The 16947-nt window shown below is 37.9% G+C and carries 19 protein-coding genes; 16 read left to right on the top strand and 3 right to left on the bottom strand.

Annotated features, from left to right (window positions below):
* The first annotated feature begins 46 nt into the window (after positions 1 to 46).
* The 3 genes from ABNX05_RS10155 to fur all read left to right on the top strand — a co-directional run bounded on the left by ABNX05_RS10155 (position 47) and on the right by fur (position 1893).
* Positions 47 to 583 (top strand): NUDIX domain-containing protein, encoded by a 537-nt coding sequence (locus ABNX05_RS10155; protein ID WP_349659616.1) that lies wholly within the window; start codon positions 47 to 49, stop codon positions 581 to 583.
* Between the two features lie 73 nt (positions 584 to 656).
* Entirely contained in the window at positions 657 to 1169 is a 513-nt protein-coding gene (locus ABNX05_RS10150) for a hypothetical protein (protein WP_079560687.1), read from the top strand.
* A gap of 259 nt (positions 1170 to 1428) precedes the next feature.
* A complete protein-coding gene (gene fur / locus ABNX05_RS10145) occupies positions 1429 to 1893 on the top strand; it encodes a ferric iron uptake transcriptional regulator (RefSeq protein WP_079560689.1) in 465 nt (154 codons plus the stop codon).
* 44 nt (positions 1894 to 1937) lie between these two features.
* Here the strand turns inward: fur and ABNX05_RS10140 are convergent, their stop codons facing one another.
* Complete coding sequence (locus ABNX05_RS10140) at positions 1938 to 3401, bottom strand: TcaA 3rd/4th domain-containing protein (protein WP_349659615.1); 1464 nt, start codon at positions 3399 to 3401, stop codon at positions 1938 to 1940.
* Positions 3402 to 3539: 138 nt separating this feature from the next.
* Between ABNX05_RS10140 and ABNX05_RS10135 the strand changes: the two genes are divergently transcribed.
* From ABNX05_RS10135 to ABNX05_RS10115, 5 genes are all read left to right on the top strand, one after another.
* Positions 3540 to 3962: a zinc ribbon domain-containing protein gene (locus ABNX05_RS10135; protein WP_349659614.1), complete on the top strand. Its 423-nt coding sequence runs from the start codon at positions 3540 to 3542 to the stop codon at positions 3960 to 3962.
* Positions 3962 to 5545, top strand: coding sequence for a zinc ribbon domain-containing protein (locus ABNX05_RS10130; protein ID WP_349659613.1), 1584 nt, complete (start codon positions 3962 to 3964; stop codon positions 5543 to 5545). The genes ABNX05_RS10135 and ABNX05_RS10130 overlap by 1 nt, the downstream gene beginning before the upstream one ends.
* Positions 5546 to 5658: 113 nt before the next feature.
* Positions 5659 to 6561 carry a site-specific tyrosine recombinase XerD gene (gene xerD, locus ABNX05_RS10125; protein ID WP_349659720.1) on the top strand — a complete coding sequence of 301 codons (903 nt, stop codon included), beginning with the start codon at positions 5659 to 5661 and terminating at the stop codon, positions 6559 to 6561.
* Positions 6562 to 6636: 75 nt separating this feature from the next.
* On the top strand, positions 6637 to 7818 hold the full coding sequence (gene deoB / locus ABNX05_RS10120; protein WP_349659612.1) for a phosphopentomutase: 1182 nt from the start codon (positions 6637 to 6639) through the stop codon (positions 7816 to 7818).
* Between the two features lie 14 nt (positions 7819 to 7832).
* A complete protein-coding gene (locus ABNX05_RS10115) occupies positions 7833 to 9083 on the top strand; it encodes a thymidine phosphorylase (protein WP_349659611.1) in 1251 nt (416 codons plus the stop codon).
* Between the two features lie 25 nt (positions 9084 to 9108).
* Here ABNX05_RS10115 and ABNX05_RS10110 read toward each other — a convergent pair whose 3' ends face one another.
* Positions 9109 to 9516 (bottom strand): hypothetical protein, encoded by a 408-nt coding sequence (locus ABNX05_RS10110; RefSeq protein WP_349659610.1) that lies wholly within the window; start codon positions 9514 to 9516, stop codon positions 9109 to 9111.
* A 268-nt stretch (positions 9517 to 9784) separates the two neighbouring features.
* Here ABNX05_RS10110 and spoIIAA point away from each other — a divergent pair, with 268 nt between their 5' ends.
* From spoIIAA to ABNX05_RS10080, 6 genes are all read left to right on the top strand, one after another.
* A complete protein-coding gene (spoIIAA, locus tag ABNX05_RS10105; protein WP_079560712.1) occupies positions 9785 to 10138 on the top strand; it encodes an anti-sigma F factor antagonist in 354 nt (117 codons plus the stop codon).
* Positions 10131 to 10571, top strand: coding sequence for an anti-sigma F factor (spoIIAB, locus tag ABNX05_RS10100; RefSeq protein WP_349659609.1), 441 nt, complete (start codon positions 10131 to 10133; stop codon positions 10569 to 10571). Before spoIIAA ends, spoIIAB begins: the two co-directional genes overlap by 8 nt.
* Before the next feature lie 58 nt (positions 10572 to 10629).
* Positions 10630 to 11373 carry an RNA polymerase sporulation sigma factor SigF gene (sigF, locus tag ABNX05_RS10095; RefSeq protein ID WP_206700774.1) on the top strand — a complete coding sequence of 248 codons (744 nt, stop codon included), beginning with the start codon at positions 10630 to 10632 and terminating at the stop codon, positions 11371 to 11373.
* Between the two features lie 15 nt (positions 11374 to 11388).
* A complete protein-coding gene (locus ABNX05_RS10090; protein WP_349659608.1) occupies positions 11389 to 12837 on the top strand; it encodes a spore germination protein in 1449 nt (482 codons plus the stop codon).
* Between the two features lie 236 nt (positions 12838 to 13073).
* Positions 13074 to 14393 (top strand): diaminopimelate decarboxylase, encoded by a 1320-nt coding sequence (gene lysA, locus ABNX05_RS10085; RefSeq protein ID WP_349659607.1) that lies wholly within the window; start codon positions 13074 to 13076, stop codon positions 14391 to 14393.
* A gap of 199 nt (positions 14394 to 14592) precedes the next feature.
* Entirely contained in the window at positions 14593 to 14967 is a 375-nt protein-coding gene (locus ABNX05_RS10080) for a GNAT family N-acetyltransferase (protein ID WP_349659606.1), read from the top strand.
* On the opposite strand, the gene ABNX05_RS10075 is transcribed toward ABNX05_RS10080, so the two are convergent.
* Positions 14961 to 15467, bottom strand: coding sequence for a DUF309 domain-containing protein (locus tag ABNX05_RS10075; RefSeq protein WP_349659605.1), 507 nt, complete (start codon positions 15465 to 15467; stop codon positions 14961 to 14963). The two genes, ABNX05_RS10080 and ABNX05_RS10075, sit on opposite strands and share 7 nt — an antisense overlap.
* A gap of 55 nt (positions 15468 to 15522) precedes the next feature.
* On the opposite strand from ABNX05_RS10075, the gene ABNX05_RS10070 reads away from it, so the two are divergent.
* Positions 15523 to 16302 carry a segregation/condensation protein A gene (locus ABNX05_RS10070; protein WP_349659604.1) on the top strand — a complete coding sequence of 260 codons (780 nt, stop codon included), beginning with the start codon at positions 15523 to 15525 and terminating at the stop codon, positions 16300 to 16302.
* On the top strand, positions 16274 to 16867 hold the full coding sequence (gene scpB / locus ABNX05_RS10065) for an SMC-Scp complex subunit ScpB (RefSeq protein WP_349659719.1): 594 nt from the start codon (positions 16274 to 16276) through the stop codon (positions 16865 to 16867). The genes ABNX05_RS10070 and scpB overlap by 29 nt, the downstream gene beginning before the upstream one ends.
* Positions 16868 to 16947 lie beyond the last annotated feature (80 nt).

The raw sequence follows: 16947 nt of genomic DNA, 5'->3' as shown, positions 1-16947 counted from the left end.
TAATGGTACAATGAACATATCTGAAGAACAAGCGAGGTTATAGTCAATGAAAAAGTTTGAAGAAAAAACGACAAAGACTACACCCATTTATGACGGGAAAATTGTGAAACTACAAGTTGACGATGTCACTTTACCGAATGGTAATGTTGCAAAAAGAGAAATTATAAAGCATCCTGGTGCAGTGGCAGTTATTGCTATTACCGATGAAGGAAAGTTAGTATTAGTGGAGCAATATCGCAAAGCTTTAGAACGTTCAATTGTTGAAATTCCAGCTGGTAAGCTTGAACCTGGTGAGGAGCCGATTGTGACGGCGCGACGTGAACTGGAGGAAGAAACAGGTTACGGTGCACAAAGCTTAACGTATTTACAAGCGTTTGCAACATCTCCGGGCTTCGCAAATGAGATCATCCATCTATTTGTAGCAAAAGATTTATACAAAATTGAAAACAAAGCAGATCTAGATGAGGATGAATTTGTCGAATTAGTAGAAGTTTCGTTGGAAGAGGCGGGACAAATGGTTGCAGATGAGCGTATATACGACGCTAAAACAGCGTTTGCAGTACTTTGGCTTGCAGCACAATAAGATAATAATCTTTTGCATAATAGAAGCGGACGAGCATAAGCTGTACAAACCTTGATAGAAAAGGAGCATGTTTATGTCTCGTACGGTGTCTATATTTTATCACGCATCTATTATTGCGGTGAGTTTCGTTTGTGGCGTTATATTATTTCATATTATTGGTGGGCCGAATGCGGAGCCTTTTATTTCATTTATAGAGCCTCGTTTAATAAATGGGGACAGGCATTCTCTATTTCGTTTAGTGTTACCTGTTGCTGTTTCAATCGCTCTTATACTATTGCTTGCAACACATAGTCTCCTGAAGGTTTTAGTACGTGTTACAGTGGCGATACGTGCAACCTTTTTTGGCTTTAGCTCGGTTTTTTTATTACAAAAACTTGAAGCTTTCTGGGTTTATACGATTTGGTGGTTTCCATTTCAGCTCATCTATTGTATATTGTTGCTAGTCCTATGTAATTTACTTGTACCAGCTTGGTCAAAAAGAAAAATCGGAAAAATGATACATGGTCGGACAATTTTGTTGAATTTTTTCGCATTTTTCATCATAATAGTGGCTGAGTTTATTGTTATTTCTTATGTAATTAAATAATAGATACAATTCACGGGAATTTAACTTCTTTCAGCGGGTGTCCTAAAACCTGCTAGAGGAACTCAGTCTAAGAACGCCACGACCTGTGCGACGACTGAGTGACCAACATCACGTTGGCCCAAAGCCTCCGGACGCAATTATGCCGAGGCATAATTGCTCGTCAGGTAAAAACATACAAAAGCAAATTCGAAATCTACTCACTACCTTGTAATAGGATTTATTACTTTGGTATAATGGGAAGAGTTTAGGGGGGCGTCACATGGAGAGCCGAATAGATCGTATAAAAAAACAGTTGCATAGTGCTAGTTATAAGCTGACGCCGCAGCGAGAAGCAACAGTTGCTGTACTGCTTGAGCACGAGGAAGACCACCTAAGTGCAGAAGATGTTTACCTTTTAGTAAAAGAAAAAGCACCAGAAATTGGTCTAGCGACTGTCTATAGAACGTTAGAATTACTAACTGAGCTCAAAATTGTCGACAAAATCAACTTTGGCGATGGCGTTTCGCGCTATGATTTACGCCAAGAGGGAGCTGCGCATTTCCACCATCATCTTGTTTGTATCGAATGTGGTGCGGTTGATGAAATTCAGGAAGATTTACTTGAAGACGTGGAAGCCGTTGTTGAAAGACGTTGGAATTTTATTATAAAGGACCACCGATTAACTTTCCACGGCATTTGCTGGCGCTGTCATGATAAAAACGACGAAGTATCAGAAGAAAAGTAAAAAAAGACGTCCCAAAAAGTTTTATGACTTTTTGGGACGTTTTTTTAATCTGAAATTTTAGTTTTAATAACTTTTGAACGGTCTTGGATGTCTGTAATCAGTAATCTATTATTTGATAGTTTCATTGTGTAACGTTTTTCGCGCTGGTATGACCAAGTACCATCTTCTGTTAGGTAAAAATCAAAAATTTCCGTCGAATCAAGAATGATTGTGGATGGATCCGTAGCATATACCTTGTCAATCATATTAGACTTGAAATCATAGGAATAGTAATCAAATGTGATATGATCCGTTACGAATTTACTGTAATCTCTTCGTATTTGTGTACCCTCTAAAAAATAATCCTGAACATAACTAAAATCAGCATTATCTAAAGCGTACTTGTAGTTATTACGAAAATCATAGAAGAGGGAGCGAGCCACGTCTTCATATTCAGAAAGGAAAGTTTGCAATGCTTGTTGGTTTGCTTTTTTTTCTGCTTCAGCTCTTTGTTTAGTCTGTATAGAGCCAAATTGAAGATGATGTTGCGGATTATTTAATGTTATTATTTCGGATTTCTCTTCTTGACCATCTTGACCTTTTTTAACAGCATGTACTTTAACAGAATCATCTAGTTTTGCAGTGAAAAGCTTAACATCTTGTGCTTTTTTTCCCGTACTTTTTCCGTTGATAAATACAATTGCATCTTCAATATCAGATGTAAGATGTACCTGATAATCTGCAAGATCTATTGAAAGCATCTTTTTGTTATCTTCATTATTAGAAATTATTAGCTGATCTTTAATTTCATTTTGAAAATATTCATCTTTTAACGCTAAATTATAATTGTAAATTCCAGGGGCGAACTTACCGATTTTTTCTGTTTCATCAGATAAATCAGTAGAAACCAATTCTCCTAATTTAAATTTTGTGTCAAGTTTAACAGGACTAATAGTATGTACACTTAATTCAATTGGTTGAATATCAAATGTATATTTTTTGTAGAATATTAAGAAATTGTTTTCTTTTATCGTAATTAGTTTCGAATCATCCTTATTTGTTACAGGTTCGGTATATCCTTTTTCCATATATTCATTCAAATTTTCCTCTAACACAGGATTAATATTTTTTGTCCAATTTTGATCCTTCATATAATTATAAAATGCTTTATTATCAATGATTGTATCTTCAGGAAATCGGAATGATTGGGCGAATTTTTCATAATTTTCATCAGAAAAATAATTGTTCAGATCAGCTAGCTGTTTTTTAGGGTCTATCTGGCTTTTAATAATAAAATGCCCACCGATTAGCAATGCTAGTATAGCAAAAATACTACTAATGATAACCTTTTTTGTTGTGCTCATAGGTTCTTTTTTGTGGGATGTTTCTGAGAAATAGGTTTGTTGTTTTGGGACGTTTGCTATAATTTCTGATTCCTCAGAACGAGTAGGTGAGAGTTTAGTACCGCATTCTAAACAAAATTTCTCGTTCGATATTACTTGTTTTCCACAACTCTGACATTCGCGCATTATAAAACTCCTTTTTTGTAAATATAATATAAATATACCATGTAAAATGGAAGAATAAAGAATAACTTATTGAAAAAATAATAAAAAATGGATACTATTAGGGATGGCAACAACAGAAATAGTGAAGGAAGTGTATATATGATTGATATGAAAGATATAAGTACAATGGAGTTAAAGGATTTAAAAAATGGCTTGAAATTGGCGAAAGATAAGCGAATGGAACTGATTGTTAAATTAGGAGAATTGGTTCATTTACAATTATTAAATCAAAAACTCAATCATGATGAATTGTCAGAGATTTCTTTAGGAATTGCGTCGCAGGATCGCTTAATCTACCGATATGGTAAGCAGATAACAAATATAAACGCGGCATCACAACAATGTTCAAAATGCATGCAACAACTTGGCGGGAATGCAAAATTCTGCGGGAATTGTGGTACATTGAATCCTACTTATATTGATCCAAATACTGTGTATAAATCATGCCAAAGCTGTTCTGAAGAAATACATGAATCCGCTTTATTTTGTCCATGCTGTGGTATGAAACAGGGGGCACTATAATGACTTGTAGGCATTGTCACGAGCAACATCCTAATTATTTTACATATTGCCCTAAGACAAATGGAGTTATTGAGAAAGAGCCATTTAAACATACATATGCAACGAATGATTTTTGCTTATCTTGTGGCACAAAAAACGAAGAATCAGGCTCGTTTTGTAGTCAATGTGGTGAGATAACTATTAAAAGAGTTGAGCAAAAAACGACATTCAATAAAGTAATAAGCGAAACGTTAAAAAATGTGAATGTACCAAACATGGGGAATATAAAAGGTCAAGAATTAAAGAATGCTTCAAAGGAAAAAGTGAATTTCTTTAAAAATAATCCATTATTTTTTGTTCCTATTGTTGTGTCCATTTTGTTAATATTTATGTTTACTTTCATTGCAAAAAATAGCTTACTAGATGTAGTAACGGCTGATTTAGATCATGAAGAATCAGCGATCGTTAAAGCAATTATGAGTGACCCTTCAGAGTTAGAGGATAATATATATAAAGAGTTTGGTGTCAGACTAAATATACCTAAAATACTTTCACTTCCAAGCTTAGTGACAGTAGTTCATAATGTTAAAGCAGAATGGAATGTTGTTTTAGACGCAGGTTTTACTAATAATTCTTTGCATATATCTATGGACAATGTGTTATTTGGGCTAATGTTCATTCCTTTCATTGCTTTAGTAATAGGTGGTGTAATTTACGGTATTCTTGCACGGAAAAATAATTGGCCTTTGTATCAAGGCATTCTTTATTCAACAATTGTCTATGTTATTGTGATGTTAGTTATTTCTTTCATATCAAAGTTCAGTACAAAGCTTGGTCAAGTAGAAACTAAAGGGCTATTTATGATTGACGCGTCAATGAATTATTCTGTTTTGGATATGATTCTCTCGGCGACTATTTTATCAATTGTAATATTTGGGTTTGCAGCAATTTTAACTTACTTTAATAAATCTATTATTGAAAAATTAAGCTATCAAGTAAAATATGTGCAGTATGCTATGTTTTCAGTAGCCATTACATTAATTGGGTTGCTTGTTAATTTCTCGAACATTTATTTTAGTTTGGATAAAAAGGTTTTAGAATCAGAAACTGTTTCAATTTTTAGCAGTATTTATATGGGGACTTGGAATTGGATATGTACGTTCTTTTCAAAGCTTCACATGAATGCATCACTAGATGGTTTTTCAGAGAACATTACTTACAGCCTTTTTGATAATGAAAAATCTGAAGTATATCAGTCTTATTTATATAATAGTTTATTTGAAGGGGAAAAATATTCGTTATTGCCATCATTTATTTTAGTACTAATCACGATCGTATTGATAAGTGCAGCTGGCTATATATTATATATTGTCCATCGTATGAATTGGAAAGAATGTTTGATTTTTGCAGGTTTGTTTACAGCGTTACAGTTAATGATTATTTATTTTGTGAATATCCAGCTCGATTTAACAGCAGCTTCCGATGGTTACATCCAGTTTTCATTTTCATTTGAAATCATTTTGACAGCTTTACTTGTTTTGATCGTCTCTTCTGCAAGTTTTGCCGCAGGTGGTTATTTGCGACAGTATCAATTAAAAAAATAAATGAACTACCTCTCTTACACGATGCGTGAAGGGAGGTTTTTTTTGTGGAGCAAGCATTTGGTTTATTGAACATGTTAATATGGAAGATAGTAGAATGTTAAGGGGGCGCTATGATGAATGAATTTCAATATGCAATAGAGGATTATATCCATTTTATCCAAGTAGAGCGACAATTATCTGATAATACATTAGCATCCTATCGCCGAGACTTAGAAAATTACGTGAATTTTTTGCGGGAAACGGAAGGGATGTCCGACTTTCGTAAAGTGGAAAGGACGACCATTTTGCGTCATTTAGAGCAGTTGCGAATGCAAGGAAAGACAAGTCGTACTGTTGCCCGCCATATCTCCTCCATTCGTAGTTTTCACCAATTTTTACTTCGAGAAAAGCGAGCTGAAACAGATCCAACAGTTCATTTAGAAATGCCAATCATTGAGCAAAAGCTACCAAATGTCCTCTCGATTGAAGAGATTGAAGCTATATTAGCGTCACCAAATCGCAGCAAGCCACAGGGCATTCGGGATGTGGCAATGCTAGAACTATTATATGGGTCAGGGATGCGCATTAGTGAACTAATTGCATTGGATTTAACTGATATTCACCTAACGATGGGCTTTGTGCGTGTTTTTGGTAAGGGAGGCAAGGAGCGAATCATTCCCCTTGGAAAAAGCGCGCTTTCAGCATTAAGTACTTATTTAGATGGCGCACGGAGTCAATTACAAGGAAAGTACCTAAAAACGGATGCTTTTTTTATTAATCAAAGAGGAAAACGTTTAACAAGGCAAGGTTGTTGGAAATTAATGAAGGAGCATGCTTTAAAAGCAGGCATCCAACATGAACTAACACCACATACATTACGCCATTCCTTCGCAACGCATTTAGTGGAGAACGGTGCGGATTTACGTGCAGTACAGGAGATGCTTGGACATGCGGATATTTCCACAACGCAAATTTATACACATATTAGTAAATCCCGACTATCAGAGGTTTATAAGCAATTTCATCCACGTGCTTAAAATTAGTAGGAGGTCTGACCTTTATTTTTCGAGCTTTTTTGGTAAAATAGAGACATGAGAGTAGGAGGCAAAATTATGAATAAACCATTTAAGAAAATCCATGTAGTTGTATTGGACTCAGTTGGGATTGGTGAAGCTCCAGACGCAGCGAATTTTGGAGATGTAGGTTCACATACTCTTGGACATATCGCTGAAAAAATGAATGGGCTTACAATGCCACATATGGAGTCTTTCGGCTTAGCAAATATTGAACCATTACAAGGTATAAAAGCTACTGACAAACCAAAAGCGTTCTACGGAAAAATGCAAGAAGCATCTGTTGGTAAAGATACGATGACAGGGCACTGGGAAATCATGGGGTTAAATATCGATAAACCGTTTAAGGTATATCCGGAAGGGTTCCCAGCTGAGCTTATTGCAGAGCTTGAAAAACGTACTGGCCGCAAAGTTCTTTGCAATCAACCTGCAAGCGGAACACAAGTAATCGAGGACTTTGGCAAGGAACATATGGAGACAGGAGCGATTATTGTCTATACATCTGCTGACCCTGTTTTGCAAATTGCTGCACATGAGGAAATTATTCCATTAGAGGAATTATATAAAATTTGTGAAATTGCTCGTGAGCTAACATTACAACCAGAATATTTAGTTGGTCGTGTAATTGCTCGTCCATTTATCGGTACACCTGGAAACTTCGCGCGTACATCTAATCGTCATGACTATGCGTTAAAACCATTTGGTCGTACAACGATGAATGTCTTACAGGATGCAGGTTTAGACGTTATCGCAATTGGGAAAATTTCTGATATTTTCAACGGTGAAGGCGTTACTGATGCAGTCCGTACGAAAAATAATACAGATGGAATGGATAAATTTGCAGAGGTAGTACGTCGTGATTTCCATGGTATAAGCTTCTTGAACTTAGTAGACTTTGATGCGAATTTTGGGCATCGTCGTGACCCTATAGGCTATGGTAACGCATTACAAGAATTTGATGCGCGTTTACCAGAGATTACTGAGGTAATGACAGGAGATGATCTACTAATCATTACAGCGGACCACGGAAATGACCCAACATTCCCAGGGACAGACCATACACGTGAATATGTACCGTTAATTGTTTATTCACCACGCTTTAATGGTGGTAGTGAGCTAGCACTTCGTGAAACTTTTGCAGATATCGCAGCGACAGTTGCAGAAAACTTCAAAGTAGAAGCACCAAAGTTTGGTAAAAGCTTCTTAAATGATCTGAAGTAAGGGGGATAATAGATATGAATATGGCACAGCTGTTTGAAAAGAAAAAGCAAGGCAAAGAGCTATCACAGGCTGAAATACAGTATTTTGTAGAGGGTTACACTACTGGTGCAATTCCTGATTATCAAGCAAGTTCCCTATTAATGGCAATCCGTTTATTGGGCATGACATATGATGAAACATTTTATTTAACAAAAGCAATGATAGAATCTGGAGATGTTATTGATTTATCATCTATTGAAGGTTTTAAAATTGATAAGCATTCAACTGGCGGTGTAGGCGATAAAGTAACACTAATTGTTACTCCAATCATTGCTGCACTTGATATTCCTGTGGCAAAATTCAGTGGTAAGGGTCTAGGCATTACAGGTGGGACAATCGATAAATTAGAATCGATTCGTGGCTTTAAAACAGAGCTTTCATCACAAGAGTTTATCGATAATGTCAATAAACATAAAATTGCAGTTGCTGGTCAAACAGGCAACCTTGTACCAGCTGACAAAAAATTGTATGCGTTGCGAGATGTGACAGGAACTGTCGATTCAACGCCACTTATTGCCGCGTCTATCATGAGTAAGAAAATAGCAAGTGGTGCAGACGGCATTGTACTAGATGTTAAATGTGGCTCAGGTGCATTTATGAAAACAGAAGAAGAAGCACAAGTTTTAGCTGATACGATGACTGCAATCGGTGAAAAGCTAGGACGTAAAGTAGTCGCGCATATTAGTGATATGGATAATCCACTAGGTAAAATGATTGGCAATAAGCTTGAAGTAGTAGAAGCAGTTGCTTTATTAAATGGACGTATGGACGAAACGCACGAAGATCTTCTAGATGAATGTATTATTATCTCTTCGCTGATGTACCAAGTTGCAGCTGGAGTGAATGAGGCCGAAGCAACAGCGGCTGTTAAACGCGTATTAGAAGATGGTTCAGCCGCTGCAAAATTCGAGGAATTTATCGTAGCACAGGGCGGCGATTTAGCAGATATCCTACAAAAAGACACAGCAAATAAAGTAGCTGTTAACGCATCTGCTGAAGGTACTGTAGGGACGATTAACGCACTATTAATCGGAGAAGCTAGCGTTGGTCTTGGTGCAGGTCGATTAACGAAGGAATCAGAGCTTGATTATGATGCCGGTATTCAATTGGTTGCCAAAAAAGGTGACAAAGTTCGTACTGGCGAAACGATTGCTTATTTATATTCAAATGGTCAAATTGATGAGGAAACAATCGAAAAAGTACAGAAAGCTTATACAATTGCATAAATAAATATGAAAGCGAGAATTCTCTTTAATAAAAGGGGATTCTCGCTTTTTTGTTCTGAAAAGCGAAGGGTTGAGCGGCGGAACGTAGAGTTAGAGCGGCGGGAAGAAGGGCTGAAGCGACGGAAAGTAGGGCCGAAGCGACGGAAAGAAAAGCTGAAGCGACGGAAAGTAGGGCCGAAGCGACGGAAAGAAAAGCTGAAGCGACGGAAAGAAAAGCTGAAGCGACGGAAGAAAAGCCGAAGTCGTGGATAGAACCGCCAAAACGTGGATAGAACCGCCAAAGCGTGGATAGAACCGCCAAAGCGTGGATAGAACGGTCAAAGTCGTGGATAGAACCGCCAAAGCCACCGAAGAACCACCCAACCCTCTCCGACAGACAGACCCGCCACCCCGCCCGCCCCGGCGGCCACCCCCGGTCACCACGCTTCGACATACAAAACCTCCGCTCCCCCGACCTGCTCCTCTCCGCCCCCGCCTACCACTAAATCTCTATTCACACCTCACACCTCTAACATAATAATAATTCTTGTGAAAAGTGTCAGCTATGTTTAAAAAATGTTGATTTATCCCATACTGCAATTAACCTAAAAAGCTATAAGTATGTCGATTTGCCACTATTTCGGAAGACTTTGCACTAGTTCTGTCAGCCGCAAGGAATCACCACATTAAATGTGGAATTGCACGAGGAGGAGGCGATGTTCATGCATTTTCAGTTAGAAATGGTAACAAGAGAGACAGTGGTTATACGTTTATTTGGGGAGCTCGATCATCATGCAGTAGAGCAAATTCGAGCTAAAATTTCTACAGCAATTTTTCAAGGTACTGTAACGACTATTATTTGGAATTTAGAGGGGCTTTCTTTTATGGATAGTTCAGGTGTAGGTTTAGTGCTTGGTCGGATGCGTGAGTTAGAGGCAGTCGCTGGGCGGACAATATTATTGAATCCATCGCCGACAATGCGAAAAGTATTTCAATTTTCAGGTTTAGGGCCGTGGATGATGGAAGCAACAGAAGAAGAAGCGATTGATCGAGTTAGGGGGATTGTAAATGGATAACGAAATGACATTAACTTTTTTAGCAATTAGTGAAAATGAAGCCTTGGCGCGTGTAGCTGTGACCGGCTTTATCGCACAATTAGATCCAACTATTGATGAGCTATCCGAATTTAAAACGGTTGTTTCAGAGGCCGTTTCTAATGCCATTATTCACGGTTATGAAGAGGATGGTAAGGGTGTTGTTACAGTTCATGCAAAGCGTGAGGATGATATTGTAACGGTGTCTGTTATGGATAAAGGGTTAGGTATAGAGGATGTAAGTCGGGCAATGGAGCCGTTGTTTACGACGAAAAGTGAGATGGAACGTTCGGGTATGGGCTTTACTATTATGGATAGTTTTTCAGATCAGTTGACAGTCATGTCCAAGTGGCAAGAAGGTACAACTGTCACATTTACGAAGAAATTTTACTCGGTTCGCACACCGGTAATGTGAGGCTGCGATTGTGAAGCCGCTAGAACAGTCGTCCGATAAGCTATTGTCACAGGGAGAAATGCGAGATTTAATTGCGCGTGCACAACAGGGCGATCATGAGGCTCGTAAACGAATGATTGAAGGGAATACGAGGCTTGTGTGGTCTATTGTCCAACGCTTTACAAGCAGGGGCGTGGAGCTCGAGGATTTGTTTCAAATTGGCTGCATCGGGCTTATGAAGTCTGTGGATAAATTTGATCTAACGTATGATGTTAAATTTTCGACATATGCTGTACCAATGATCATCGGAGAAATTCAGCGCTTTCTAAGGGATGATGGAATGGTGAAGGTTAGCCGTTCTATTCGTGAGCTTAATTTTAAAATTCGTCATGCAACTGATGAATTCATTAAAAATAATGAGCATCCACCAACCATTCATGAATTAGCGCAAGTTCTTGGTGTTACAACTGAGGAAATTGTAACAGCTTCAGATGCATTGAGAGATCCAGCTTCCTTGCATGAACAATTGTATGAGAGTGAAGGGGATTCTATTACATTAATGGATCAGATGAAGGACGAAAAATCTGAGCAGCCATTTGACTATATTCCACTAAAAGAGGTGCTCACAAGGCTTGAGCCTAGAGAGCAATCCATTATTTATTTACGATATTTCTCAGATTGTACCCAAACTGAAATTGCCAACAGGCTAGGCATATCACAAGTTCAGGTATCACGATTAGAGAAAAAAATTCTTGCTCAATTGAAAACTTGGATGGCCACAAGTGCCACAGTTGAAGAGGAAGAAGTAAAAAAAGACATTTAAGAAAATGGTGACAGCATGACAGATAAAGATAAACTATTTAACAGCTTAGAAGAAGCCGAAGATTTTCTTAAAGAACAGTTTGGAGACGGCGAATCATTTGACATTAGTATAAAGCATCTGTTTGTCAAAGATTTGCCGGTTCTTTGTGCATATGTAACCGGACTTGTGGATGGAGTTGTGTTAACGCAATTACTCACTAATATGTTGCCTGATGAGGACGTTGATATTGAGGATGAAAAGGAGTATTTTGAAGCCTATTTCAATTACCAAGGTCGTTCAGAGGAAACAAAGCGTGAAGCCATTTTATTAGCGATATTAAGTGGACAAGTAGTCTTTATAACTAAAAGTGGTTACGGTTTTGTTGCAGAGATACGAAGTTATCCAGGACGTTCCCCAGAGGAGCCTGACAATGAAAAGGTAATTCGAGGATCTAGGGACGGTTTTGTTGAAGGTATTTCTCAAAATACTGCTTTGATTCGTCGACGAATTCGCAATAGTAATTTACGTTTCGAGCTACATAAAATATCCGAAATTGGTCAAACCGATGTCGCTCTAGCGTTTATAAAAGGTATTGCGAATGATGAAGCGCTCGATAAATTGCGACGGCGCATTGCACAAATTCATCATGATGGTTTGACTATGACTGATAAATCATTAGAAGAATGGCTGTTTAAACAGAAGTTCCATCCAGTTCCTTTTGTACGTTATACGGAACGACCAGATATTACCGCAGCACATTTACTTGAAGGCCATATAGCCATTATTGTCGATACGTCTCCTTCTGTCATTCTTGTACCTGCAACTGCTTTTCATTTGTTGCAGCATGCTGAGGAGTATAGACAAGCGCCAACAGTTGGAACCTTTGTCCGTTTTATGCGCTATTTCGGAGCGATTATGGGTTTATTATTATTGCCATTATGGTATTTATGTGCAACGCACGGGGTATTTTTACCAGATGGGCTATCCTTTTTAGGTGCTAAGGAAAAATCACATATCCCGCTTTTGCTACAAGTACTTATTGGTGATATTGGGATAGAGTTTTTGAGGATGGCCGCCATTCATACCCCATCACCATTATCCACTGCGATGGGGTTGGTTGCAGGTGTAATTATTGGTCAAATCGCTATTGATGTTGGGGTATTTACGCCAGAGGTAGTGTTATATACAGCCGTTTCAGCTATTCTGACATTTATTATTCCATCTTATGAGCTAGGTATTTCCATTAAACTCTTTAGACTAGTGTTGTTAATAATGACTGGAATTTGGGGAGTTAATGGGTTATTTATCGGGATCTTCATAATATTTACGTATTTATGTTCATTACGTCCGATGCAAGCGCCATATTTATGGCCACTTATTCCGTTCTTCCCAAATGCGATGCTTCGCGTACTTGTTCGTTTCCCGATGACAGCTGATGCATTGAGGCCATATGTTGTCGACTCCCAACAGCGAAAAAGATCATAGAAGCCGTTGCACTCGTTTTTTTCATGTGATAAAGTTCACATATAGTATTTTGTGATTTTTGCGAAAATTGTCTTCATTCATCAAAAGCTTCACCACGTGGTAAAACACATGTGGCAACTTGTTGAATGAAGCAATATCCCTCTAAATAAGGATTGTAGGCTAAATTGCCCGAAATCTTTCTAAAATGAGGTGCAATGTATCACATGATGGAACGATGTGAAAAGGGAGAGATGCACATGCATTTATATGGAACACAAGCGATTTCTGAAGATGGTCATTTAACGATTGGACAGGTAGATACATTAGAGCTTGCAAAAGAGTATGGTACACCTTTATTTGTGTATGATACAGCACTTATTCGTAAGCGTGCTCGCGGCTTTATAGATACGTTTAAAAAACTAGGTGTAAAAGCAGAAGTAGCTTATGCTTCAAAAGCATTTGCATGTGTAGCTGTGTACCAATTAGCGGCAGAAGAAAATTTATCTTTAGATGTTGTCTCTGGTGGAGAATTATTTACAGCTTTAAAAGCTGGATTCCCTCCGGAGCGCATTCATTTCCACGGTAATAATAAAAGCATTGCTGAACTAGAATTAGCATTTGACTCAAAAATTGGTTGTATTGTCGTGGATAACTTCTATGAAATTCAACTTTTACAAGCAATCTCAGAGCGCCGTCAGCAAAAAATGCGTATTTTACTACGTGTCACACCAGGTGTGGAGGCACATACACATGATTTCATTACGACAGGTCAAGCGGATTCAAAATTTGGCTTCGACTTAAATAATGGTCAAGCAGATGAAGCTTTCCAACAAACTTTTAAACATGAATATCTAGAGCTTCTAGGATTACACTGCCATATTGGCTCTCAAATTTTTGACACAGCGGGCTTTGGCTTAGCAGGAGAAAAACTAATTGATAAAATTTCGGATTGGAACAAGTCTCACGATTTTACGTGTACTGTGTTAAACTTAGGTGGGGGCTTCGGAATTCGTTATACTGAGGAAGATGCACCGCTTGAGCCACAAGTATATGTAGAGGATATGATTACAGTTGTAAAGACTAAAGCTACTGTACTTGGTCTAACGATGCCTGAAATTTGGATTGAACCAGGGCGATCACTTGTAGGGGATGCAGGAACATCTCTTTATACAATTGGTTCACAAAAAACAGTACCTAATGTTCGTAAATATATTGCTGTCGATGGTGGTATGAGTGATAATATCCGTCCTGCTTTATATGATGCGAAGTACGAAGCGATCATTGCGAGTAAAGCAGATGAATCGAAAAGTGAAACATATACAGTGGCTGGTAAACTTTGTGAATCAGGTGATAAATTAATTATTGATGCTAAGCTTCAAGAAGCTGCTTCTGGTGATGTGCTAGCAATCTTCTGTACTGGTGCGTATGGATATTCTATGGCGAGTAACTACAATCGTGTGCCACGACCAGCAGTTGTATTTGTAGAAGATGGCAAACATCAATTAGCAATTCGACGCGAAAGTTATGAAGATATTGTACAGAACGATCTCCCGCTAACGTTAAAAAAGGGTGAGTAAATATGAGAAAAAACAAATGGGTATTACTAGCGTCCATTTCAACTTTTATTTTGTTGTGGGGCGTTGTCTATTGGGTGTTGGCGTCTAAAGGTATTCTCGGACCTGGTTCGTAAGACAGAAATGGACTTGCGGTAAAAGTACAAATCGTGTAGGATAGTCAAAGATTATGTACAGCTAGAAAATGAGGGAATAGACAAATATGTTAATTCGATATAAGAAAGCTTTCGAGAAAATAGCAATGGGGCTACTCTCGTTTATGCCTAACGAAAAAGACATAAAAAAGCTCAAAGAGACAATCCACTCCTATGAAAATGATAATAATTGGGTTTTATATTTATGGAAAAAGAACGACGAGTATGTTGGCATTGTTGGACTTGTAACAAATAGTGATAATATAGCTACGATTCAACATGTTTCCGTTGTCCCTTCATATAGAGGTGAAGGTGTTGCGAAGGAAATGCTACAGGAAGTGGCAGAACTTGGTCACTATGAAAGTGTGCTTGCAACAGAGGAAACACGTAATATTGTTCACAAATGTATAAATTGTATCGATGGAGAAGCAGACGATCATTGACGTCTGCTTTTTCTTTGTTTGCTTTCTTGACGCTCTGCAAGAATATGTGAGCGATCTCGAAGCATATGTTTATGAAGAAGATAGTTAGAGCTAGTTGATGGTAAAAGCTTCATGCGAGCAAATACTAATTCCTCCAATGTAGGTGAAAGAGGAAGCTGAAATGCTTGAAAGGACTTGCCCTTCTGGGTAGCAGAAAGTGCATCTGCTAGTTGAGTTAGTAGTATTTCGTAGTCGATTTCATCAAAAAATAAATGTCCCTTATTATATTGGAAATTTTTGAGTGATTTTTCTAATATTCGCGCAGCGCCAATATAATTGTTACGTCGCCAATGATATAAACCGGTTGCAAGCTGTACGTAACCAACGAGTGGATGCTTTTTATCACCTGGAGCAATATCTTTCCAGTATTCCTCAAGGACTTCATGGCATTCAAAAAAATCGTGATTACCATTGAAAAAAGAACAGTAGTCGATAAATAAAGTATGGTGCTGTGGATGCATTTTAGACTCCTTTCTACTATACTAAAAGAACATATAATCTCAGGGTGGTAAAACAATGTCTTATGAAGTGAAATTAGAAGCCTTTTCAGGGCCTCTTGATTTATTATTACATTTAATTAACAGATTGGAAATTGATATTTATGATATTCCAATGGCTGAAATTACTCAACAATATATCGACCATATACATGCTATGCAAGTACTGGAGTTAAATGAGGCTAGTGAATATTTAGTGATGGCAGCAACATTATTGGCTATTAAAAGTCGTATGCTTTTGCCAATCCATGAAGGTGAGCTTGACGAAGCTGAATTAGAAGTTGACGGTCCAGACCCTCGTGAAGAACTGGTGCTACGTTTAATAGAGTATAAGAAATATAAAGAAGCAGCAAGTAGCCTGCAAGAGCTTGAAACAGATCGGGCACAGGTGTTTACACGGCCACCAGCAGATTTATCTGGATTAGCCTCAGATGAGCAAATGGCGTTATTTGATTTGAACGTCAACATCTATGACATGCTTGGAGCCTTTCAAAAACTAATGCGTCGAAAAAAATTAAAAAAACCACTAAAGACAACTGTAGCAAGACAGGAACGCTCTGTGAAAGATCAAATGCGTTCGGTTGTCGATTCATTACGATTTACAGGTGGACGTGCATCATTTTTTGAGCTATTTCCCTATGAAGATAAGCCAACGCTTATTCTGACGTTTTTATCTATTCTTGAATTGATGAAACGTCAGGTAGTCATCGTAGAGCAAGATGGTAACTTTGAAGAATTAACAGTTACATTACAGAAGGAGGAATGGGATGATGACGAAAACAAAGATGCTACAGAGTAAAATAGAGTCCTTATTATTTGTTGTTGGTGACGATGGCTTAACCATTAAACAATTATCACAACTTTTAGTAGAACCGGAAGAGTTAGTCGTAGAGACAATGGAGGCATTGAAAACGGCATATGAAGACGATGGATCTAGAGGTATAACGGTAAAAGAAATAGCTGGCGTTTATCAGCTTATCACAAAACCTGAACTAGCAGATACGATACAAAGATTAGTAGAAAATCCAACTGCTCAATCATTATCTCAAGCTTCACTTGAAGTATTGGCGATCGTGGCATACAAACAGCCAATTACACGCGTAACAATTGAAGATTTGCGTGGTGTGAAATGTGAAAGACCAATACAGACTCTCGCTTCTAGGGGGTTAATTAAGGAAGTGGGTCGCTCAGAAGGGACAGGACGTGCAATCTTATATGGTACAACGAAAGAATTCTTAAACTACTTTGGTTTAAATAGTATAGAAGAAATGCCGTCTTTACCTGAAGATGAGCTAGTTGAAGCAGAGCAAGAAACAGATTTATTTATGACTAAATTCCAAGAAACATTTAGCGGTGTAAAGTAAATCAGTTCGGAATGAGTTAAAGGTATAAAGCTTAGCTTAAAACATAAATATAATCTATATTTTCCTATTACTTTTAATAA

Origin of the sequence: Lysinibacillus zambalensis (assembly GCF_040183165.1) — a bacterium.
In the GTDB taxonomy this organism is placed as follows: Bacteria; Bacillota; Bacilli; order Bacillales_A; family Planococcaceae; genus Lysinibacillus; species Lysinibacillus zambalensis.
This window is presented reverse-complemented; position numbering and strand designations above follow the sequence as displayed.

Coding starts and splice junctions, on each gene's coding strand:
- spoIIAB (WP_349659609.1), top strand. CDS start 10,131: ATGGATAACGAAATGACATTAACTTTTTTAGCAATTAGTGAAAATGAA.
- fur (WP_079560689.1), top strand. CDS start 1,429: ATGGAGAGCCGAATAGATCGTATAAAAAAACAGTTGCATAGTGCTAGT.
- ABNX05_RS10150 (WP_079560687.1), top strand. CDS start 657: ATGTCTCGTACGGTGTCTATATTTTATCACGCATCTATTATTGCGGTG.
- ABNX05_RS10070 (WP_349659604.1), top strand. CDS start 15,523: ATGTCTTATGAAGTGAAATTAGAAGCCTTTTCAGGGCCTCTTGATTTA.
- ABNX05_RS10135 (WP_349659614.1), top strand. CDS start 3,540: ATGATTGATATGAAAGATATAAGTACAATGGAGTTAAAGGATTTAAAA.
- lysA (WP_349659607.1), top strand. CDS start 13,074: ATGCATTTATATGGAACACAAGCGATTTCTGAAGATGGTCATTTAACG.
- ABNX05_RS10115 (WP_349659611.1), top strand. CDS start 7,833: ATGAATATGGCACAGCTGTTTGAAAAGAAAAAGCAAGGCAAAGAGCTA.
- scpB (WP_349659719.1), top strand. CDS start 16,274: ATGACGAAAACAAAGATGCTACAGAGTAAAATAGAGTCCTTATTATTT.
- deoB (WP_349659612.1), top strand. CDS start 6,637: ATGAATAAACCATTTAAGAAAATCCATGTAGTTGTATTGGACTCAGTT.
- xerD (WP_349659720.1), top strand. CDS start 5,659: ATGAATGAATTTCAATATGCAATAGAGGATTATATCCATTTTATCCAA.
- ABNX05_RS10155 (WP_349659616.1), top strand. CDS start 47: ATGAAAAAGTTTGAAGAAAAAACGACAAAGACTACACCCATTTATGAC.
- ABNX05_RS10090 (WP_349659608.1), top strand. CDS start 11,389: ATGACAGATAAAGATAAACTATTTAACAGCTTAGAAGAAGCCGAAGAT.
- ABNX05_RS10110 (WP_349659610.1), bottom strand. CDS start 9,516: ATGTCGAAGCGTGGTGACCGGGGGTGGCCGCCGGGGCGGGCGGGGTGG.
- sigF (WP_206700774.1), top strand. CDS start 10,630: ATGCGAGATTTAATTGCGCGTGCACAACAGGGCGATCATGAGGCTCGT.
- ABNX05_RS10080 (WP_349659606.1), top strand. CDS start 14,593: ATGTTAATTCGATATAAGAAAGCTTTCGAGAAAATAGCAATGGGGCTA.
- ABNX05_RS10075 (WP_349659605.1), bottom strand. CDS start 15,467: ATGCATCCACAGCACCATACTTTATTTATCGACTACTGTTCTTTTTTC.
- spoIIAA (WP_079560712.1), top strand. CDS start 9,785: ATGCATTTTCAGTTAGAAATGGTAACAAGAGAGACAGTGGTTATACGT.
- ABNX05_RS10130 (WP_349659613.1), top strand. CDS start 3,962: ATGACTTGTAGGCATTGTCACGAGCAACATCCTAATTATTTTACATAT.
- ABNX05_RS10140 (WP_349659615.1), bottom strand. CDS start 3,401: ATGCGCGAATGTCAGAGTTGTGGAAAACAAGTAATATCGAACGAGAAA.